This is a genomic window from Exiguobacterium sp. s7, from assembly GCF_018618195.1.
Lineage (GTDB): Bacteria > Bacillota > Bacilli > Exiguobacteriales > Exiguobacteriaceae > Exiguobacterium > Exiguobacterium mexicanum_A.
Genome location: NZ_JACSLO010000001.1, coordinates 481,360 through 501,588, shown reverse-complemented (window position 1 = coordinate 501,588; position 20,229 = coordinate 481,360). Strand labels below are relative to the sequence as shown.

The following is a 20,229-nucleotide window of genomic DNA, read 5'->3' as shown; positions in this document are numbered from 1 at the left end:
GGACAAAGCGAAAACTCCAATCGTGGTTTGTCTAAGCAACAATTACGATACCGGGGTTTTCGCTTTTTTTCTATGTTCAATTCAAAATCTGATGGATTTTATGCGTCAACCACACCTTATGGTGATGAGCCTTTTTGTGACATACTGTTCAAAATCTACTTTGAACGGGGACGATTGCGATGAATACTTGGAAACACACTTTACTCTTACTAACTGGCGTCTGCATCTCGAACCTCGGCGCCTGGGTGTATTTCATCGCCCTCAACTTGATTGTTCTCGAGATGACGCAATCGCCGTTCGCCGTCTCGGTCCACTACATTCTGGTCCCGCTCGCGGCACTATGCGCGAACGTTTGGTCAGGCTCGGTCATCGACCGTACCGATACACGCCGCTTGATGATGTGGCTTGATGCGCTCCGCGCCGTCGTCGTCTTCAGTCTCGCTTTCATCGACTCACTCGCGCTCATCTACTTGCTCGTGTTTCTATTGAACATCGCGAGTTCCGTCTTCGAATCGGCCTCCCTCGTCTACATGACCAAGCTCGTCCCAAGCGGTGACCGTCAACGGTTCAACGCCATGAAAAATTTCGTCCAATCGGCCGGATTCATCTTAGGCCCGGCCATCGCGGGATTGTTGTTCATGATCGGTACACCCGCGCTCGCGATACAATTGAACGCGCTGGCGTTGCTCGTGTCTGTCGGAATCCTCTCCCTACTACCGAAGTTGTTCACGGCCCGCGACGAAGTCGAAGTGTTCAACCTGCGCATGATTCTCGATGATTGGAAAACGGTCGTCCGATTCGCATCGACCATGCGTTACGTGACACTCGTCTATGGCCTATTCTGCGTCATGACGATTTTCATGTCGAGGCTCGACTCGCTCGAGGCGTCGTTCGCGACGCAAGTGCTCAACTTTTCTGAGAGTCGCTACGGTTTTCTCGTCAGTGTTGCCGGAGCCGGGATTATCGCTGGTTCCATCATCAACGCGACGTTCAGTGCCCGGCTGACGTTACCGTTCCTAATCAGTTTCGGTGCCATCCTAACACCTGTCGGCTATCTCGTCTTCGCCTTCTCCGAGTCATTCGTGGTCGCAGCGGTCGGATTCTTCCTGCTCACGTTCGCCTTGTCGTTCGCGAACACCGGCTTCTTGTCGTTCTATCAAAACAATGTCCCGACCGACCTGATGGGCCGCTTCTCCGGGGTGATCAACGTAGCGGAGTCCGTCTTGATTATCGGGTTGACGTTCGGCATCGGTCTCCTCGCTGAATATGTCGGGATTCGCTCGACGTATGTCGCCTTTTCACTCGCTTTCTTGCTCGTCGGCTTGGTCACAGTACGGGTTGTACTAGAGCGATCAAGACAAGCTTTGTATACGTCAGCTCTACACGAGGAGGAAGCATCCTAATGCGGTTATAGTGTTGGCGAAACAACAGAAAGAGCCGATTGAGACCATCCTCTCAATCGGCTTATTGTATCGCTTGAGTCATCTGATCAATGTGTTCTTCTACCACAGCAACAATGACATCCGGACGATCTAATTGAATGGCATGCGATGCCTGTTCCGCAATCACCAGCTTGCTAGTCGTTGCGAGCATCGTTTGTTCACGAATGAGTTGATGCCACGTTGCTTCTAATAACCTTAACTCAGATTCAGGCAAACCGTTTAACATGCCTTGTGCGACTTCATAATCGGCGTCGCGTCCGATCACATATAACGGCATCGCATAGGCGATGGATCACTCGTCACTCCTCCTCGCCAGAGACAATCATCTTCCGATCCATGTGTTCGACTTTGAAGTGACGGGCGCGATGAAGCGAATCGATCGACACGTTGATTCACGATGGCCAGACCACCCTTGCCACATAACTGACGACACCACCGGCATCTGTGTCGGTGGTGTCGTTTACTTAATCCCGAAGAACGCACTCGCTCCGATTCGAAAAACGATCTCGTCGTTCCAGTCTAATGTTTTATAATGAAGGTGACGGACATCTTTGATTGGTTATTCCGCATATATAGCGGGTAATTGAAGAGGTGGCTCATCGTGAGCCGATTCAAGACAGATGGAGGGGTGAACATGAAGCAATGGACTAATGAATCGATTTATTTGTTCGGTCTCATCGCTTGTATGATTGTCGGTACGATGGCTTATATCGTCCTTTTGTCTGAAAGTAACACCGGTCTTCTCGGCTACTTGATTTTACCCACCATCATACTCTCTTCTCTCATCTTCGGGATGCGAGCTGGGCTGACTCTGTCTGTCACGCTCCTCCTCTTTTTATTCATCTATTTCCGATGGCTCGCGTCCATTTACGAAACAGGAAACGTTCAGTTTTTTAACGCCAGAGGCATCAGTTTTACGATTCTGCTTCTCGTCATGTCCATTCTGTCTGGTCTCGTTCATCAACTCGTGAACACCGTTCAACTGTCCCGGCACGAGTTAGAGGAACAAGCGCGACAATTGATTGCGGTCGATCCAGAGACGTGGCTTGATAATACCGAGCGATTTCGGATGGACTTGAGTGCGGAACGAGACCGTCTCATTCGCCACGGTGGCTCATTCTCAGTCTCGTTCATTCACTTGAATGACTTCGCTCGTTTCAAGGAACATTACGGACGAACTGAATATGAATGGTTCTTGAATTATTTCAGTGACGAGCTCCATATGGCAACAAGACGAACCGATCACAAGTATCGGATCGCAGTCGATACGTTCGCCATCATCTTCCCCTACACGTCACAAAAAGCCGCACAAGTCGTCCATGACCGGATTCGTCCGCTACTAGAACAGTATGAGCTTCAAAGCGGTAAACACGTGTCATTGACGTATGAGGATACGTTTTATGAGGTGAATCAAGAAAATTGTAACACGGTCGTTGATAAAATCGTTGCGAAGGCATCGTCGACTAGTTGAGAAATACCTGATAATAAAACCTTGAATGATCGACACTTAATAAAAGTGCGCATTCAAGGTTTTTGTGTCATCATATCGATTTTACCCCACATTTAGCCGTTTCGATTCTCCATCACGACTGCTGTCTGTAACGTCTATCCAAGCCCATTATACGCAAACTCAGAATTTCCATTTGGATACAGCATCAAGTCCTTCACAGAGTTAACCCAATTCAATTTCTTATCTAAATCGCTCTAGATGATACTCTATCTAGGTTGCCCGAAGAGCATTTTCATATGTATCGTTCGACCTTTTATCACTTCAGTTTATTATTGTTAATCGTTTCATCTCGTTACATTTCCGACTAAATGGAGAGGTTCCTTCCCTTGAATCGCCTCGATCACGCCTCCGGCAATCTCTTTATGCGTCAACCAGCGGCTCTCCCCCTTCACGACTTGAAAACCGAGTTGCACTTGGTGATAACGGACGTCTTCAGTGATCGTCAGCCCGTTTCTCACACCGCTCGAGTTGGCGCGACTACCGAGAACATGGAACACGTCCGTTCCCCCTCGTAGTGCTGACAACACACACGTTAAGGCGTCAGCTGCGTCCGAATGAACCCAGGCAACGACCAAGTCGAAATCTCCGTGATCCGCAATCGAACTTCGCAGCGCTTCCTTGAGACGCAAGTCGTCCCGATAGTCGACCAATACGGCAGACAGTCGGTCGGGTGTTTGTTCGGTCAATCGGCTCATTTTCTCGGCATCCCGTCCGATGATGGACACGTGATAGCCAACCTCTTCCAACCAAAGGACCGTCCCCGCCAGCATCCCGCTGCCGCCGATCACTAACGCATGTTTCACGATATATCTGTCCCTTCTGTCCGTTTATAAGTAAGGAAAGGAATCCTGACTTACGAAAGCGAAATCTACATATAACACCCCCCTCAAGGAGGCATGATTCCCATTCCATCGACCATCTATTCCATCAAACCAATCGAGTCGCCACACGAACTCGATGAATCGTTCCCAGTCATGAATCAACTGCGCACCGACTTGACGCTCGACGCCTATCGCGATCTCGTCGCCGCCATGCGACCACAAGGGTATGAACTATATGCGTTATACGCCGACGATGTCATCGTCTCGCTTGCGGGGATTGAGCTCCGCGTCAATCTATATCTCGAGAAACACGTCTTCATTTACGACCTCGTGACGTGCGTGAACCATCGCTCGAAGGGATATGGCGAGATGTTGCTTCACTTCATTCATGAATACGCACGCGACAGTGGTGCCAAATATGTCGCCCTCGAGTCCGGACTGGCAAGGACCGAGGCGCATCGCTTTTATAAAGACAAGATGGACTACGCCATCACGAGCTATTCGTTCCGAAAACAGCTTTGAATTCTATGTAACAAAAAAGGAAGAGCCGAACGCTCTTCCTGTCTTTATTATATCGCGATTCTCGAACCAAAAACAGACTGTGTTCTCCTAAATCCATCCACTATACTGTGAAGACAGCCTGACTGAAGGAGAGATAAAGCATGACCGATGACATGAAACCGCTCGACCCCGGCCCGTTTTTCCACGGAACGAAAGCCGAACTGAAACTTGGAGACTTGCTTGAACCGAAGCGACGCTCGAACTATCAAGACAAGCAGTCGAACTACATCTATTTCACGGCCACTCTCGACGCCGCCAAGTGGGGAGCCGAACTGGCGAGCGGAAATGCGCGTGAACGAATCTACGTCGTCGAACCGACGGGCGACTTCGAGAACGATCCGAACTTGACGGACAAGCGCTTCCCCGGAAATCCGACCCGGTCGTACCGGTCGAACGCCCCGCTCAAAGTCGTAGCCGAACTCGGGGCTTGGGAACGCCACCTTGACGATGTGATCGCGCATATGCGCGACTCACTTGAGAAACTGCGACACGCTGGAGAAGATATGATTGAAGACTGACACGAAGTAGATACACCTTGAATAAATCGTACAGGAAGCGCTGATATTCTGGAGAAATCGATTATAACAAGCTTAATGCATGGATTAATCGAGTCAAATCACAATCTGAAGATTAATTTATCATAGGTTTCTCATAATACTGAGCGAATTCAATCACTATGACTGGCTATCCGTCTTGATGAAAAGAAAGTAAAAATCCCACTCGCGATGGCTGAGAACACAATTTTAAAAAGAGAGTTGTGAGTAAAACCATCAATCACATATCCCTTCAGCTTTTGCAATAAAGCGGCTTCCGGAATCCAATCAATCACATAACCGATTCCTAACATTGAAGGAAGACTCATTAACAAGTACACCGAGACAAAAACGAGCATAAACGACTTCGTGTTCACCATCTTTACCTCCTTAGTTTTACGATAATCAAGTACTAAAAGAAAGCGGATGACATCAGTGTGTGATGCCGTCCGCTTTCTTTTGATTCATCTTTTGAAATGAGCCATCCGCATGCACAAGTGTGAACGGCTCGGCGAGCGACGCGGCCGCTGCCTCGGCTTGAGACATCGTCTCTTCCGTGATGACCGCTTCTTGTCGCCGTAACCGAAACGCCCGCTCGAGGCGACTCGTCAGCAAGTTACTGAGGAAGACGAGCATCGACAATCCAATCGCAGGGACGAGGAACATGTGACTCGTCATCCAGGTCGTCGCCGTGAACTGCTTGAAATAATAGCCGAACATCGACGACCATTCAAACAGTGTCGGCATCACACCTTCGAATAAGTAAATGGTCCCTCCGAAAAAGACGCCGAACAAGGACAGATGAATGAGTAACATCAATGTTTGCACAAACTGTTGCATGAAGACGATCACCATCGTCGGGACGAGGTGCGGCCACAGGTGTCGCCTCACTCGATGCCAGACGCTGCCGCCTAACGTCTCGGCGACAATCATAAACTCTTGTTGGAGCAACTGCCGGATTTCTGTAATCAAGTACAGCGTGACGGCAGGTAGACCGAGCAACACGAAGACCGTCAATTGAAGCGTCACGCGATCAACTAGCGGTGGCACCATCGTCGAGTCTGCGAACAACAGGGACGAAAACAGCATCATCATGGCAAGAAGGGAAATCGGTAGAATCAAAAACCCATCTAACAGCATTTTAAAGATTCGGTTCACGCGCGCCCCGCGAAACGCGAGTGGAATCCCAATCAATAGGCCGAACGCCATTCGTCCGAGCGCAACAATCGCACAAATACCAACCGTCCACTTGAAGCCTTCAATCATCATTTGGAACAAATCGTTCCCGGCCCGGTCGGTACCGAACCACTGATCTTTCGAAGGTTCGAGTGGCGGGATGCCAATCAACCGACCTTCGTCGGAGTAACGGTTCAAGAATTGATCGACTTGGCCATCACGGAATACGGTATTGCCGATACTGAGTAACAACAAGCTGACAAATATCACGAATCCAATCATAAATATCGGATCGCGCAGGAGTGCACGACGCATCAGATCCCTCCTTTCCAGGCATTCGGAATGAGCCATTCCGCTACTAAATCCAATAGGAAGATCGGGATATAAACGACCAACAAGATGACGAGCAGAATCGGCATGACCGGGTTATAGACGGCGAACCGGAAAATACCTTGGACGTTAAACAAATACTCGATAATCAACAGACTCGATAGCACCGTGATCAAGTTCGAACGGAAAAAGAGGTAGAAGCGATACACCAAATTCGGGAGCAAATGTCTCCAGAACAGGGCGGCCGGTCTGACGCCTTTGGCCCGGGCCAGTTCGAGAAACAACGACACCTCCTCCTCGAGGATATGTTTCGTCAACCACTTGAGGAAGAAGAACAGAATCGTGAGCGTCAACGTCACAATCGGCAAAAAGCGTATGTATTCGGCGAACCCACCTGCGACTTCAATTCGATCGAACCCTGTCTTCTTATAAATCGTGATGGCAAGAAATTGCGAGAAGATGAGCCAAAACAAATCCGGGATCATCTCGAGCGTCTGGCTCGTTTGCTGGAGCACCGTGCGCACGCGCTTCCCGCTCCGATAAAAGAAATAGGCGTACAGAAGGGCGAACCCGACCGAGACGATGAGTGACGTCATAAAGATGATGACCGTCTCTTTCATGAGCGGGGCGAGGTCTGGCAATAACGGTAACTCGCGTTGTGCGGTGACGTTGTAGTATGTAATCTCGTCGAGTTTCGCCAACTGACTGAATTGTTGTTGAATCCCGTTCCAGTAATTTGATGGCACGAACTCGAGTTCCACGACGAGTGACGGCAAGGCACTGATTGCAATCAATACAAATAGCGTGATGAAAAACTGAGCCGATTTTTGAGCAATCCAATTCATCCGATTCTCTCCTTTTGTGACATGAGTTTCTATTCTCTCAATGATTAGCCGCCTAAAACACAGTCAAAAAGAACTCTCTCCAAAATAAAACATTTTCTCGATACAAAAGTAAAATAAAACCATATGTGTGTTTTTTGATTCTATCACAGTAATATTGTAAATAATAACAATATTCAAAAAATAAGGAGGTGAATTATGCTATCTTTAAATTACGCACATACTCTGAGACAACTTTAAATGTGCTAGCTACATTGAACATCCCAATCAATAAGCAAATAAAAAAGTAGTCCTTCATGAAAGGAACACCTTAGTATGTTGAAAATAGAACGTCACCATCTTCAGACCGTAACTCATAGTCGACGAGCGTCTTCAACTCCTGCGTGAGCGTGATTGTGCATTCATATTCAATACCAGGACCGAACGGGATATCGGGACGATTGCGCGTTTCGTGCGGTACGCCATTCAAATATACATCGATATCACGGGCTTTAGCACCGTTATCGATTACATAGCACATTCCCGTCTCTGTCTTGTAGCGACTATGAATCCGATCATATGTGTCTGGAACCGTCACGAGCAACACTAGAATGACTAGCACGAGCGATCCAATAGACGCAAACAACTTTCCTAACTTTCGTCCTCTCCACCATTGGACGAAATACATGATCGTCGCACCCATAAGTGCGAGCGCAATACACCAAAACCCAATTATATCAATCAAACTTATCACCTCATCTTTTTATACGGGTGCTGCCAGACAAAGTTTCATCACCATTTCATTTTCAAGGAGACCTTCATGACACACTTTCTCAAAGTACAAAACCTCTCCATCCTGCTCGCACTCTGCCTACTTTTAAACATTCAACTACTCGCCAACAGCGGACGGATTCATTTGTTAATGGGTGATGCATATTTTCCAGCCATCACTATAATCGGCCTTATTTCACTCTTCGTGTTCACGCGGCTCATCGTTAAACGAATCAGGCAACTCGCCCCTTCACCATGGAACCTATCCCTGTATGTCTTATGGCTCCCTTATTTGACGCTGTTCACATACGTCTGGACGCGAATCGTCCCCGCTCCAAATGAAGCGGCATGGCCAAGTCGGGTCGTCGGGCTATTGATCATCGCGCTCACATTCACGTTCCCGCTCTATGTGTTCATCGTCCATATGGTCGCCCGCTCCAAACAACGAACGACGTAACCAAAAAACGTGTGCAACCCGAAGCGGGTGCACACGTTTTTTCATGAGAGCTCCTGTCTTCGTTTCTGCCACGCCACGAGCAAGATGCTGATGATGACGAGCAGGAACCACGACGACAGCTTGCCGAGGTCAACGAGCGCCCAACCGCTCAACTGGTTCGGATATGCCCAACCGTTGTAGAACGTGACGATATTTTCCGCGAACCAGATGAAGCAGGCAATCAAAAAGAAGGCGACGACGACGGGCATCGTGAAACGGCGGTCGTCGAGCCGGTACGTGACGATGGCACGGCCGAAGACGAGAAAGACGAGACCAATCAACACCCAGCGCAAATCGAGCCAAATGTGATGCCAAAAGAAGTTGAAATAGATGGCGATTCCCAGGCCGAACGCGATGAGCGGTGGAGGCATCTTGAGAAACTCCAAATCAAGGCGGCGCCACGACTGGACGACGTAGCTGCCGACGCTCGCATACATGAACCCCGCATAGAGCGGGACGCCGAACCATTTCGTCAACGCCTCGTCGGGATAGCTCCATGACCCCATCTGGACTTTGAACAGCTCGAGGCCGAGCCCGATAACGTGGAACCAACTGATGACCTTCACTTCTTCCATCGTCTCGAGCCCGGTCTTGACGAGCACGACTTGGACGAATAGGCACCAAATGAGGAGGACGTCGTAACGCGGAATCGGAAAGTCGAACCATTTCGTCAACGCGAGCGCCCCGAAGATGGCGACCGGGAAGATGCAACTGAGTGCCTGTTCGTAACCGAAGATGAACAAATAACGGATGCGCCGCATCGTAATCACCTACAATTCGATGTATTCGTAAAGGAATGACGACTCACCGTCAAAGAAGCGCGGATCGTAGAGGCCGAGCCGCTCATCATCCTCGACGACGACAACGAACGGGGACCACTGTTTGAGCGTGATCGCTTCTTTATTTTCGGCGAAGAGCGGATTCAAATCGGCATCGTCCGCACTCGTCAACTCGTATTGGACCTCGGGTTCTTGATAAACCGAGTCACTGTAAATCGACACCGACTCATCGGTCTTTGTGACGACCGTGAACTGGGTCGGGATGAACGAGGCCGACAGCGCCACTTCATCGTGATCGGCGGCATACGACTGATACAAGTACGCCCCTTGCGCACTTTGAATCAAGACGTGCACGACGATCGCTGCCCAGGCGTAGCGATACACCGTATGACTGATGTCAGTTCGCCATGCGATCAGCCAGGCGACGAGGAAAATGCCCCAATAGACGAAATCAACGATCGGGATGACACCGAACGTGACCCGGACATCCGATAACGGTTCGAAGTAACCCGTCCCCCAGGCGTTGAACAAGTCTGCCGTGTTATGGATGAACACGGACAAGAGCGCCCACCAGAAGTAACGGATATCGGTCACCTTGAACAAGAGGCGCACGAGTATGTAAATGAGTAGCGCGAACAACGGGACGAGGAAAATCGAATGAGTGATGCCGCGGTGCCACATCTGATACATCCCTTCCGTGTCCCATAACCGCGAGATGACGTCACTATCTGGGATTTGGCTCCCGACGAGCGTCGTGACGAACAAAGCACGTTTTTCGTTTTTCTGAAGCTCTCGCTTGTCGGCCGCCCCGTAGAGCGTCAGACCGAACAGCGTATGTGTGATGGTGTCCACCGGTCTCCTCCTTTTGGACGGAAAAGACATCCCCCTCATGACGAGAAGGATGTCCGTCCTAGCTTATTTCTCTTGGTCCATTTTCATGGCGCGTCTTGCGACGACAGCGACAAAAATGACAGCGACAATCGGAATGATTAATGGCATCCAATCTAACATCCGCCTGTCCCCCTTCTACAAGTGTCGCAAGCAGTATATCATACCTTCATTTCAATCGTTTCAGTGAATGCTCGCCTTCGCATATCGTTCGGCCATCGCCTCGATCGTCTCGCGCAAATGGTCGCGGAGCGTGATCGGTTCGAGCACCTCGACTTGCGTGCCGAGCGACAAGAGCCAGAAGACGAACCCGTCGGATACGGCCGCATCGAAGCGGATGAGGAAGCGTTCTCCGTCTTGAGTAATCGAGACGTCTTCGCCGAGCTTGTCGAAGATGACCGGGAGGACGCGCTCGTCGACGGCAAGGACGATTTCCTCGTCGAGCCCGTTGTACATATTGAACGACTTTTGGAAGTAGTCATCCGGCAAATGATGTTTCATGCGCGGCGTATCATCCTCGACAATCTCTGAGTTGACGATGCGGTCGACGCGATAGTTTCGGATTTCCCCGATCGACTCATCGATGCCAATCAAATAATATTGCTCATGGTTCCAGTGCAAGTCAATCGGATTGACGACATAACGCTCGCCGTCACGGCGAAGCGGGAACGTTCGCTTCGTGGCGTCAAAGCCGACGACGTCCGTATATTGGAACGAGATTGCCTTTTGTTCTTGGATCGCGCGCTGGATGCGATCGATATGGTACGGAATCTGTCCGTGTTTCTTCTTCGGTGTCTTGATGATCGACTGGAGCGTTTCCGCTTCCGGAATACTCGTCAGTTTTTGAAGTTTTTCGACGATCCGCTCTGTCACGTCCTCCGAGATGAACTTCGCCGCGACGATAGCGTCGACCATCATCCGGAGTTCATGGATTTCAAACAGACGGGCCGAATGCCAATATTTTTTGGCGAGACCGTTCTTCTCGAGCTCATCCTGCACCTCGAACCCCGAATCGGTCAATGCTTGGATGTCGTCTTTCACTGATTTTTTTGCTAACTTAGAAGTATCTCCAATCGTTGATAAATATTCGAGCAAGTCTTCTAACGTCTTCGGATGGTTGTCATCTGTATGGCGTTCGAAAAACCGTCTCACCTCGAGTAACCGTTCTCGGTTGTTCACGGTTTAATCCCCTTTCACTTCTTTATGTAAAATATGTATAAACAGACAGTAGCATGTTATTTCCATGAAATAAAGGTATTTTCCATTACAAATCGTTTAAGGAGGCCCTTCTGCAGTGAAACATTATGCACACGTCAACGGCACGAAAATCGAATATATGGACCGCGGTCACGGTCCGGTCATCGTCCTGATTCATGGGACCCAATCGTCAAGCCTCGAACCGTACCATGTGGACCGGCTCGTCGTGTCCGGTTTTCGGGTTATTGTCCCGTCTCGTCCGGGCTACGGTGAGACGCCGTACTCTTTTTCGGCCTCGCCGCAAGCGTTCGCCGCGAACTTACGTCGTTTGCTCGAAGTGATGTCGATTAAGCGTTATCACGTGTACGGCATCTCGGCCGGCGGGCCGACGGCAATCGAACTTGCGTCACAGAACGAGCACGCGCTCAGTCTTACGCTCGCGGCCGCGGTGACGAGCGTCGTCGATTTCCCGTATCGTAGTTACGTCAGCCGTAACGTCGCCCAACCGGCGTTCATCGCGCTTCAGTTCGCGATGAAACAGTTCGTCGCCCGCGCAATTCAAAAACAACCGTTCGAGGCGACGGCCCGCATGATTCAATCGACGAGCCTGCTCGCATTAGACGTCATCCGCGACGAAGTGACCCCGTACGATATCTTCCTATTGAAACGAGTAGCGAACCAAATGGCGTTCGGTCTCGGTGCCCAGTTCGACCTTCGACAACAAGTGGCCGATGAAGCGCTGCTCGGGGTGACGTGCCCCACGTATATCGTCCACTCTAAAAATGACAAGGCCGTGCCGGTCCGTCACGCACATCACGCGAAGCGGCTCATCCCGCACGCCCAGCTCACCATCTTGAACAGTCCCGGCCATTTGATTTGGATCGGCCGTCAAGCGCGAAAGAGCGAACAACAGATTGAGCGCTTTATCCGCTTTAACTCGTAAGACGCCGATGCGGGCGTCTTTTTTAGTCGCCTGACTCGAGCAGTTCAATCAATTCCTCCGTCACGTCAGCCGGGAGGCGGTACCCGACGTTCGTGTCGTCCGCATCGTAAAGGCTACTGACCGATTTCGGATCATCGTTGAGCCAAAGATAATAGCGGTCCGCCTCCCCGTCCTCGAAGCGGATTTCGATATCGTATTCCGGCCCGACCACATTGGCGACACCTGGAATTTCGTCTGCCTCACGAAGCATGTCTTCGAATACTCGAATCGCTTCCGGTTCGTCGAACGTGACGATGTCGCGCTCTTGAAAACTGCTGAATCCGTCCGATTCCGAGACGAGGACTTCTTCAATCCCATCCGTCCGGAAATCGTTCGAGGCACAACCGGTCAAGGTAAGTGTTAATGTGACGAGAGCAAAGACTGATGTATGTCGATGTTTCATAAATAGACTCCCTCTGTCTGTATATGGTTGATATACGCGATTCAAGCAAGTAAAGTTTCACATTCCACGTCACTCGTTCACTCATCCACCGCGAGCACTTGAATCAACCGATTCGTCATGTCTCCCGACACGCGGTAGATGAGGTGTCGATGGGTCACATCCATCAAATAGCTCGGTTGCTGCTTCTGACCGAGCCAAAGCTGATACTGTGCCATCACGCCGCCCTTCCAATGAAGCTCCAAGTCAAAGTCCGGTTCCCCGTGAATGGAATCTTCGAGCGCATCATCTGCATTGCGCAACATGTCCGCAAACGGTCTCACTTTCTCGATTCCATTGAACATGATGAAATCCGTCTCATTGAACGAACCAATCCCTGACGACTGAGCGACTCGCGCTTGAATCATTTCTTCTCTATCCAATTCACTTTCCTCCGGCTCTATGAAAGCCTTGAACATCGCCGAAGCCACTGTCAACATGGCTCGATTTCGTTTCATTCCCTCCACCCCATTCATGTTGATCGTTATCTTTTACGAAAATCCGGACGAAAGGTTTCACAAATTTTGACATCGGATCATTCAGGCCTGTTTTCGCATTCGCTCCAAGAAAATCGGCAACATGTTCAATAGAATCGAGATGCTCGTTAAGACCCACCACGCTCGTCCCATACCTGGTATGACATCCGCCAACGCACTCCAATCCTCCGCTTCGACCCATACTGATAAATAGCTATAATCCGCGCACACAGTCAATGCGGTCAGCGATAACGCAAGCGCCATCGGAAGCTTATAGTCTTTCCCGATGCTGAACGTATACAAATTGAACAGTGTCGCGCCAATCGCCAGTACTCCTAAAACCATCCACACGTAAATCATCCCCTATGCTATATGTAATTTATTCCCTATTTCTAGAATAGCATATAGAGTTCATTCTGTAGGTAAACAAAAAAGCCGAGCCGAAGCTCAGCTTTTCCTTATTGATATGTCCAACCGGTCAGGCTCGCAGTCGCGCCTTCATAGCGCAACTGTTTCTCGAGCTCGCTCGGGAAGACGCGGAGCGTGGCGACCGCCTCACCGTCATTGACGAAGCATTCGACACTTGACGAGTCGACGAACACCTGAAGCGACGTCACATGAATCGCTTTCGTCCGTGTCGTGCCAAACTCGGTCGCGAACGGCTCACCGGCATTCGTCCGGTCGATCGTCAATTCGCCTGCCGTCGCGTCGTAACGAATGACGAGTGACTCATTCTCGACCTGAAGCAGGTCGAGCGTGAAGTCTGACCCATCCGTTTTCACCTCAAGCTCATACCGGTCCGGTGTCGCGACGCTGACTGACGTGCCGGACGCGTCGAGGAATGTGTCTTGGCGAAGCGTTGTCATCTCCGCTACCGGACGCTGCTTGAGCGATCCGTCCTCGATTGTGAGCACACGCGGTAACGTCAAGGCGTGGGCCCAGCCGAACCGGTCCGTCGGATACTCGATCTCCGGTAAGCCCATCCAGCCGACGAGCACGCGTCGTCCGTCCTGTTCTGTCGTCTGTGGGGCGTAAAAATCAAACCCGAAGTCGAGCTCCTCGAACGCGCCGTGTGTAAACGTCAACGTTTTAAGGTCGAGTTTGCCGATCAAGAATCCGGACTGATAGATGTTGTGATAGCGATGCCCGTCTGGTTCAATCCCTTGCGGCGAGAAGACGAGGACGTGCTGCCCGTTCAGTTCGAACACGTCGGGACATTCCCACATGTAGCCGAACGAATCGAGTCCCGTCTCAATCTCACCGAGGAACGTCCAGTCATCCAAGTCGACCGAGCGATACAAGACGACGCAACCCGTCTCGTCCGTACGTTGTGCGCCGACGACGGCGTAATAGGCGCCGTCCTCGAACCACACTTTCGGGTCTCGGAAATGTTCCGTGTACCCGGCCGGCACGTCCGGAATCGCGACGTTGCGACGTTCGATCTTGCCATCCCGCAACACGCCGATCACTTGCGAGGCGTGACGCGTCCAGTCATCCGTCCGGTGATTGCCCGTGTACATGACGTGGAGTTCCCCGTTTTTCACGAACCCGCTACCTGAATAGGCACCGTGTGAATCTTCGGTCGTCTCCGGGACTAACGCCACCCCGCGGTCCGTCCACGTGACGAGGTCGGGTGATGTGACATGATACCAATGTTTGAGACCGTGTACCGGTCCGAGCGGGAACCACTGATAGAACATGTGATATTCTCCGTTGTAATACGTGAATCCGTTCGGGTCGTTCAGGAGTCCCGTCGGCGGTTGGATATGGTATCCGAACCGCCACGGGGAAGCTGCCGTCTTCGTGCGGAGCGTCTCCATCTCGAGGGCACTCACGTCACGTAACGAGCGGTAACGCTCTGCCTTCGTCCAACTCATAACATCACTTCCTTTTTCTTATGCTGCTTGTTTGACTGCTTCTTTTTTCGCTTGGCGTTTCGCAAGCACGAACGTCAATCCGAAGGCGACCGCGAAGGCGATGGCCATACCGATGATATACGAGACGATCGACGCTGGTGCGATCGAGATAATTCCTGGGAGTCCAGCCGCACCGAGGGCGACGGCGAGGACTTCACGTCCGACGATGAACGCCGAGGCGATCCCTGAACCGATGATGGCCGCGATGAATGGATAGCGTAGTTTCAAGTTGACCCCGAACATGGCCGGCTCGGTAATCCCTAACAATGCCGAGATACCAGATGCCGAAGCGACACCTTTCATCTTCTTATCACGTGTCAAGAAGAAGACAGCGAGTGTGGCCGCACCTTGTGCGACGTTCGACATGGCTGCGATTGGGAAGATGAACGATCCACCCGTACGTGCGATATCGGCGAGAAGTTGCGTCTCGATGGCGATGAAGCTGTGGTGCATCCCTGTGATGACGATCGGTGCGTACAAGAGACCCATGACGAGGCCGCCGAAGAAGCCGAGTGAGTCGTACGTCCAAACGAGACCGTCGATGATCAAGTTACCCGCTTCGCGTGTGATCGGCCCGACGAAGGCGAACGTGACGAACGCCGTAATGAGGAGCGAGAGCAACGGTGTGAGCAAGATATCGAGTGATGCTGGCATGAATTTGCGAATATTGATTTCAAGTTTCGACAAGATATAAGCAGATACGAGGACCGGTAACACTTGTCCTTGGTAACCGAGCTTCTCGATCTCAAAGCCGAGAATGTTCCAAACCGGGATATCGCCGACCGTCGCTTGGGCGTAGGCGTTGACGAGATCCGGGTGAACCATGATCATCCCGAGCGCGGCGCCGAGGTACGGATTACCCCCAAACCGCTTGGCGGCGGAGAACCCGATCAAGACGGGCAGGAAGACGAAGGCGGCGTTGGCGAACGTGTTGATCATCGCGGCGAGATCGGCGATGCCTGGGTACTGATCGATGAGTGAGCTTCCTTCGAAGAACAAATCAGGTGCCGTGAGCAAGTTGTTGATCCCCATCAAGAGACCACCGGCGACGATGGCCGGGATGATTGGGACGAAGATATCCGACAACATCTTGACGAACTGTTGGAGCGGGTTACCTTTTTTCGCGCCGGCCGACTTAACGTCGCTTGTCGACATGTCGCCGAGCCCTGTCAATTGGGCGAACTCAGCGTACACTTTGTTGACCGTGCCTTGTCCGATGATGATTTGGTACTGGCCACCGGTCGAGAACGTTCCTTTGACGACGTCGAGGGCGTCGAGTTTCTTCTCATCGACTTTCGATTCGTCGTTCAAGACGAGGCGGAGCCGGGTCGCACAGTGGGCCGCGGCGGCGACGTTGTCTTTTCCGCCGATCGCCTCTAAAATCGCTTCTGCTTCTTGTCTGTAGTTCATGCTGGTTTCCCTCCTAGCGTTTCAAGCACGCGTTGTTGTGTTGGTATGGCCGGAATCGCGCCGTATGCCGTGCACGTCAAAGCGCCGGTCACATTCGCGTATTCGATATCCTTCAGTAAGCGCTCGTCATCGATTCCTAGAGTCGCTAAGCGATACAAGTAGGCGCCGACAAAGGCGTCACCCGCTCCCGTCGAATCGACGCTTTCAATTTTCACTGAAGCGATGACGTCTTTGACGTCTTTCGTCGCAATCAGTGTCCCGCGCGAGCCGAGCGTGATGGCGATCCGTTTCGCACCCGTTTCGAGAAGCGACGCGATCGCTTGATCTAAATCGTCAAGCCCAGTCAACAAGTGCGCTTCTTCCTCGCTCAACTTGACGAAGTCCGCTTCGGCGATGAAATGGAGCGAATCTTGTTTGAACGCCTCGAGGTCGGTCACGAGCGCGTCGCGGTAGTTCGGGTCGAACGAGACGAACAGGCCGTCACGCTTGGCGAACTGGAGCAGTTTAAAGTAGGCGTTCTTTAACTCGCCGTCGAGGAGTGCCGTCGCCGATCCGAAATGGACGATGTCTCCAGGCTTGAAGGCCGACAAGTCGATTGACTCGAAGGCATAGTCGCCATCGCTGCCGCGTCGGAACGTGAAATCTCGTTCCCCGTCTTCTTGAATCGACACGAATGCGAACGTCGTGTCACCTTCCTCCACCAAGTTTTCGACGCCGACGCCGTTGTCGACGAGCGTCTGTTTTAAAAAGCGTCCGAACGGGTCTGCCCCGACTTGACCGAGGAAACTCGAATTTCCTCCGTGTTTACTGACGACCGCCGCGACGTTTGCCGGTGCGCCCCCCGCTTTCTTCACGAATGTCGTCCCGTTGACGAGGTCGCTCGATGCGTCCTCGCAAACCCAATCAATCAATAGTTCACCAATGCAATGTACGGTGTTCATCCGTCCACCTCCATGTCTGAATGTCGTGCTTCGTGTCATTTATCGAACCGGTTCCAAAAACAAATAAAAAATGTTGCGGAACCGGTTCCGCAACACAAATGTAATCGATTTAATTTAAAATGTCAACGCTTTCTCGCAGTTTTAATTCAAAAGTTGTGAACGTTTTCATCGGGATGGTCTCGCCTGTTAACAATTGGAGAATCATGTCAGCCGCACGAGACCCTGTCCGACGGTATGGAAGATGCACCGTCGTGATTGATGGATGGAGCACTTCGGTGAAATCATAGCCGCCGAATCCACTCACCGAGATGTCGCCTGGAACCGTTTTGCCGGCGTTGGCAAGTCCCTTCAACACGCCGAGTGCGATGTTGTCGGTCGCACAGACGACAAGTGACGCCGACAGCTCATGCCCTATCTGAGCCCCAATCGGAATCGCGTCATCGATTTTAAATGACGTCGTGTACGTCTTCACATCCGCCCCTGCCTCGTTGAAGGCGCGTAAGAAACCGTCACGTCTCGTTTGACCGACGGCGATGTCGTACTCCTCGACGCCCACATAGATGATGTCTCGATGTCCCCAATCCATGAACTGCCGTCCGAGAGCGTACGCCGCGTCGAAATCGGGATAAACGAGGCTATGGACGTGTTCATGCTCTTGACCGATCAACAAAACCGGGATTTGGATGTCTTGGATCGCCTGCAAGTGCCGCGGCGTCACGGTCGTCCCGAGCCAGATGATGCCGGCCACTTTCTGCTTTGCCAAATTATACAACTGCTCGATCTCGCGTTCGGTCTGTTGGGCCGTGTTAACGACAAGCATTTGATAACCGCGCTCGGTCAACCGCTCGTCGATGCCCATCATCGTACGCGAAGCCGCATAGGAATCAAGACGAGGGACGATGACACCAATCATTTTCGTCTGTTTCGACTTTAAGCTTTGCGCAAACTGGTTCGGTTCATAGTTCGTCTCTTGAATGACCCGCTCGATTTTCTCGCGTGTCGCTTGTCCGACCGAACCCCCGTTCAAATAACGAGAGACGGTACTTTTGGCGACCCCGGCAAGTTTGGCGATGTCGTTGATTGTCACTTGTTTCATCGGTAAAACCTCCATACGAAAAAACTGACGCGTCAGACGCCGTCAGTTCAGTGGTTGATTACATATCGCTTTTTAAAGTTTAAATAGTAAAGGCCGTTCCGTTTCTCGAAGCCGTTCTTCTCAAGGACACGGCGTACCGCTTCCTGATGTGGACTCGTCGGCGGGATGCCGGCGCGGACGGTATGTCCTTCTCTTAAGTCGGATTGTTCGAGCGCGAGGCGCAAGCCTTCTGTCGCATAGCCATTGCCCTTGAAGGCGTCGAACACCATCAAATCGAGCTGATAGACGCGAGCGAGTTTCAAGAGTAACACTTTTCCGACGATTTGCCCGTCAACGAGGAGATCATAATAGAAGTCCTCCCCATAACTATGCTCATCGGCCGAGTATACCTGCTCTGCCCCCATCTCGACAAAGATGCCTTTTAACTCTTCGGCTGAGATGCCGTAAGAACTTTGACCATATTTTTTAAAATGCTCATATTCGATCTCATCAATCTGACGAATAGGTTGACGCACGATTTCCATCCCGTGCCCTCCTTAACAGTTATCTCATAGTCTTTCCAAACTCATTATATACGAACGGCGACGTGAAGCGCAAAAGATAACCGAAATCAGACCGGTTCAATGTGAATATGGACCGAATCGACAGCATGATGTTCGTCGAGCTCCCGTTCGATGTCATCACACAAATCGTGCGCCTCCTCGACGGTGAGACTTCCTTCAACGGCAATCGTCACATCGAGCATGACATGGTTACCGAGGTGACGTCCTTTGATTTCACGCACTTCCTTGACGGCATCGAAATGCTGAATCGTCTCTTCGTAGGAATCGACGAGATCCGGCGGGAATCCGTCAGAGAGCTGATGTGTCGCATCGAGAAAGATTTGAATCGCGGTCCGGATGATCATTCCCGCAATCAAGACGGCGAGAACCGTATCCATCCAAGGCAATTTAAAGTAAGCGAAGAGAACGCCGAGCGTAGCCCCGATCGAGATCATGGCATCGGCCAAATTATCTTTCGCGGCCGCTTTCAAGGCGAGCGACCGGGTTTTCTTGGCCAAGTTCGAATTGTACGCATACACGCCGAACATGACAAGTGCACTTAAGAACGCGACGACAGCAGCAAGCGGGTTCGGTTCGACGTATTCACCACCGATTAGAGTGGCGATGCTGTTCAATAGAACGAACACCCCGACGGCGACCATGATCAGCGATGCGACGAGCGCGGCGAGTGTCTCCATTTTGGCGTGACCGTATTTATGTTCGGCGTCTCGGGGCAGTGCGGCGATGCGAATGCCGATATAGACGGCGATTGATGCGATGATGTCGGTCGTGTTATTGAATCCGTCGGCGAGGACGGCTTCCGAATTATACAAATAACCGAAGACGACTTTTAATACAGATAAGACCAAATACGTCGTGATCGATAAAATGGCGCCTTTAAGCGCTTTTGGTGGATGAGTTGTCGACTGCATCCGACCACCTCCTTTTTAGCTAAGTCAGTATACCAGTTGAGATTCATGTGGGCATAGAGAAACAGTGTTTCCCACAGCCAATAAAAATGGAATATATTCCCGGTAGTTTCGTTGTTCGAAAATTATGGTAAAGTAAATGGGAAGAGACAACAGGGTTATCCCCATAAAAG

At 51.2% G+C, this 20,229-nt stretch carries 26 protein-coding genes; 8 read left to right on the top strand and 18 right to left on the bottom strand.

Annotated features, from left to right (window positions below; translation table 11 throughout):
• Together KNP79_RS02600 and KNP79_RS02595 are read left to right on the top strand one after the other, a co-directional pair.
• The coding region (locus tag KNP79_RS02600; protein WP_215191168.1) for a hypothetical protein at window positions 1-183 on the top strand (183 nt) is incomplete at its 5' end.
• Window positions 180-1,403, top strand: a complete 1,224-nt coding sequence (locus tag KNP79_RS02595) for an MFS transporter (protein WP_131472544.1) — start codon at window positions 180-182, stop codon at window positions 1,401-1,403. The genes KNP79_RS02600 and KNP79_RS02595, both read left to right, overlap by 4 nt.
• 61 nt (window positions 1,404-1,464) lie before the next feature.
• On the opposite strand, the gene KNP79_RS02590 is transcribed toward KNP79_RS02595, so the two are convergent.
• Window positions 1,465-1,719: a hypothetical protein gene (locus tag KNP79_RS02590; protein WP_029595526.1), complete on the bottom strand. Its 255-nt coding sequence runs from the start codon at window positions 1,717-1,719 to the stop codon at window positions 1,465-1,467.
• 10 nt (window positions 1,720-1,729) lie between these two features.
• On the opposite strand from KNP79_RS02590, the gene KNP79_RS02585 reads away from it, so the two are divergent.
• The gene (locus tag KNP79_RS02585; RefSeq protein ID WP_131472542.1) at window positions 1,730-1,975 is read left to right on the top strand and encodes a hypothetical protein; all 246 of its coding nucleotides are present in this window, start codon (window positions 1,730-1,732) and stop codon (window positions 1,973-1,975) included.
• Between the two features lie 101 nt (window positions 1,976-2,076).
• Window positions 2,077-2,913 (top strand): GGDEF domain-containing protein, encoded by an 837-nt coding sequence (locus KNP79_RS02580; RefSeq protein ID WP_029595527.1) that lies wholly within the window; start codon window positions 2,077-2,079, stop codon window positions 2,911-2,913.
• 323 nt (window positions 2,914-3,236) lie between these two features.
• Here the strand turns inward: KNP79_RS02580 and KNP79_RS02575 are convergent, their stop codons facing one another.
• Entirely contained in the window at window positions 3,237-3,755 is a 519-nt protein-coding gene (locus tag KNP79_RS02575) for a Rossmann-fold NAD(P)-binding domain-containing protein (RefSeq protein WP_131472540.1), read from the bottom strand.
• Between the two features lie 93 nt (window positions 3,756-3,848).
• On the opposite strand from KNP79_RS02575, the gene KNP79_RS02570 reads away from it, so the two are divergent.
• Together KNP79_RS02570 and arr are read left to right on the top strand one after the other, a co-directional pair.
• Window positions 3,849-4,295 (top strand): GNAT family N-acetyltransferase, encoded by a 447-nt coding sequence (locus KNP79_RS02570; protein ID WP_029595529.1) that lies wholly within the window; start codon window positions 3,849-3,851, stop codon window positions 4,293-4,295.
• A gap of 140 nt (window positions 4,296-4,435) precedes the next feature.
• Entirely contained in the window at window positions 4,436-4,852 is a 417-nt protein-coding gene (gene arr / locus KNP79_RS02565) for an NAD(+)--rifampin ADP-ribosyltransferase (RefSeq protein ID WP_029595530.1), read from the top strand.
• Between the two features lie 149 nt (window positions 4,853-5,001).
• Here arr and KNP79_RS02560 read toward each other — a convergent pair whose 3' ends face one another.
• The 4 genes from KNP79_RS02560 to KNP79_RS02545 all read right to left on the bottom strand — a co-directional run bounded on the left by KNP79_RS02560 (window position 5,002) and on the right by KNP79_RS02545 (window position 7,939).
• Window positions 5,002-5,244 carry a hypothetical protein gene (locus tag KNP79_RS02560; RefSeq protein ID WP_165569448.1) on the bottom strand — a complete coding sequence of 81 codons (243 nt, stop codon included), beginning with the start codon at window positions 5,242-5,244 and terminating at the stop codon, window positions 5,002-5,004.
• A 55-nt stretch (window positions 5,245-5,299) separates the two neighbouring features.
• Window positions 5,300-6,358 carry an ABC transporter permease gene (locus tag KNP79_RS02555; protein ID WP_131472536.1) on the bottom strand — a complete coding sequence of 353 codons (1,059 nt, stop codon included), beginning with the start codon at window positions 6,356-6,358 and terminating at the stop codon, window positions 5,300-5,302.
• On the bottom strand, window positions 6,358-7,218 hold the full coding sequence (locus KNP79_RS02550) for an ABC transporter permease subunit (RefSeq protein WP_214799754.1): 861 nt from the start codon (window positions 7,216-7,218) through the stop codon (window positions 6,358-6,360). Before KNP79_RS02550 ends, KNP79_RS02555 begins: the two co-directional genes overlap by 1 nt.
• Before the next feature lie 307 nt (window positions 7,219-7,525).
• A complete protein-coding gene (locus KNP79_RS02545) occupies window positions 7,526-7,939 on the bottom strand; it encodes a hypothetical protein (RefSeq protein ID WP_035385672.1) in 414 nt (137 codons plus the stop codon).
• A 75-nt stretch (window positions 7,940-8,014) separates the two neighbouring features.
• On the opposite strand from KNP79_RS02545, the gene KNP79_RS02540 reads away from it, so the two are divergent.
• The gene (locus KNP79_RS02540) at window positions 8,015-8,422 is read left to right on the top strand and encodes a hypothetical protein (RefSeq protein WP_029595535.1); all 408 of its coding nucleotides are present in this window, start codon (window positions 8,015-8,017) and stop codon (window positions 8,420-8,422) included.
• Between the two features lie 41 nt (window positions 8,423-8,463).
• On the opposite strand, the gene KNP79_RS02535 is transcribed toward KNP79_RS02540, so the two are convergent.
• From KNP79_RS02535 to KNP79_RS02525, 3 genes are all read right to left on the bottom strand, one after another.
• Window positions 8,464-9,222 (bottom strand): DUF817 domain-containing protein, encoded by a 759-nt coding sequence (locus KNP79_RS02535; RefSeq protein ID WP_138859450.1) that lies wholly within the window; start codon window positions 9,220-9,222, stop codon window positions 8,464-8,466.
• Window positions 9,223-9,231: 9 nt separating this feature from the next.
• Complete coding sequence (locus tag KNP79_RS02530; protein ID WP_214711048.1) at window positions 9,232-10,092, bottom strand: metal-dependent hydrolase; 861 nt, start codon at window positions 10,090-10,092, stop codon at window positions 9,232-9,234.
• Window positions 10,093-10,311: 219 nt separating this feature from the next.
• Window positions 10,312-11,307: a helix-turn-helix transcriptional regulator gene (locus KNP79_RS02525; RefSeq protein ID WP_034777546.1), complete on the bottom strand. Its 996-nt coding sequence runs from the start codon at window positions 11,305-11,307 to the stop codon at window positions 10,312-10,314.
• A gap of 115 nt (window positions 11,308-11,422) precedes the next feature.
• Here KNP79_RS02525 and KNP79_RS02520 point away from each other — a divergent pair, with 115 nt between their 5' ends.
• The gene (locus KNP79_RS02520; protein WP_215191166.1) at window positions 11,423-12,268 is read left to right on the top strand and encodes an alpha/beta fold hydrolase; all 846 of its coding nucleotides are present in this window, start codon (window positions 11,423-11,425) and stop codon (window positions 12,266-12,268) included.
• 22 nt (window positions 12,269-12,290) lie between these two features.
• On the opposite strand, the gene KNP79_RS02515 is transcribed toward KNP79_RS02520, so the two are convergent.
• From KNP79_RS02515 to KNP79_RS02475, 9 genes are all read right to left on the bottom strand, one after another.
• Entirely contained in the window at window positions 12,291-12,710 is a 420-nt protein-coding gene (locus tag KNP79_RS02515; RefSeq protein WP_215191164.1) for a YhfM domain-containing protein, read from the bottom strand.
• A gap of 77 nt (window positions 12,711-12,787) precedes the next feature.
• Window positions 12,788-13,204, bottom strand: a complete 417-nt coding sequence (locus KNP79_RS02510; RefSeq protein ID WP_034777539.1) for a YhfM domain-containing protein — start codon at window positions 13,202-13,204, stop codon at window positions 12,788-12,790.
• 81 nt (window positions 13,205-13,285) lie between these two features.
• Window positions 13,286-13,573: a hypothetical protein gene (locus KNP79_RS02505; protein WP_215191203.1), complete on the bottom strand. Its 288-nt coding sequence runs from the start codon at window positions 13,571-13,573 to the stop codon at window positions 13,286-13,288.
• A gap of 107 nt (window positions 13,574-13,680) precedes the next feature.
• Window positions 13,681-15,099 (bottom strand): sucrose-6-phosphate hydrolase, encoded by a 1,419-nt coding sequence (locus KNP79_RS02500; RefSeq protein WP_215191163.1) that lies wholly within the window; start codon window positions 15,097-15,099, stop codon window positions 13,681-13,683.
• A gap of 18 nt (window positions 15,100-15,117) precedes the next feature.
• Entirely contained in the window at window positions 15,118-16,548 is a 1,431-nt protein-coding gene (locus tag KNP79_RS02495; protein WP_034777535.1) for a sucrose-specific PTS transporter subunit IIBC, read from the bottom strand.
• A complete protein-coding gene (locus tag KNP79_RS02490; RefSeq protein ID WP_215191161.1) occupies window positions 16,545-17,489 on the bottom strand; it encodes a carbohydrate kinase family protein in 945 nt (314 codons plus the stop codon). Before KNP79_RS02490 ends, KNP79_RS02495 begins: the two co-directional genes overlap by 4 nt.
• Before the next feature lie 109 nt (window positions 17,490-17,598).
• Window positions 17,599-18,585 carry a LacI family DNA-binding transcriptional regulator gene (locus KNP79_RS02485; RefSeq protein WP_215191159.1) on the bottom strand — a complete coding sequence of 329 codons (987 nt, stop codon included), beginning with the start codon at window positions 18,583-18,585 and terminating at the stop codon, window positions 17,599-17,601.
• A 47-nt stretch (window positions 18,586-18,632) separates the two neighbouring features.
• Entirely contained in the window at window positions 18,633-19,109 is a 477-nt protein-coding gene (locus tag KNP79_RS02480; RefSeq protein ID WP_138859460.1) for a GNAT family N-acetyltransferase, read from the bottom strand.
• 86 nt (window positions 19,110-19,195) lie between these two features.
• Window positions 19,196-20,059 (bottom strand): cation diffusion facilitator family transporter, encoded by an 864-nt coding sequence (locus tag KNP79_RS02475; RefSeq protein ID WP_034777531.1) that lies wholly within the window; start codon window positions 20,057-20,059, stop codon window positions 19,196-19,198.
• Between the last annotated feature and the right edge of the window lie 170 nt (window positions 20,060-20,229).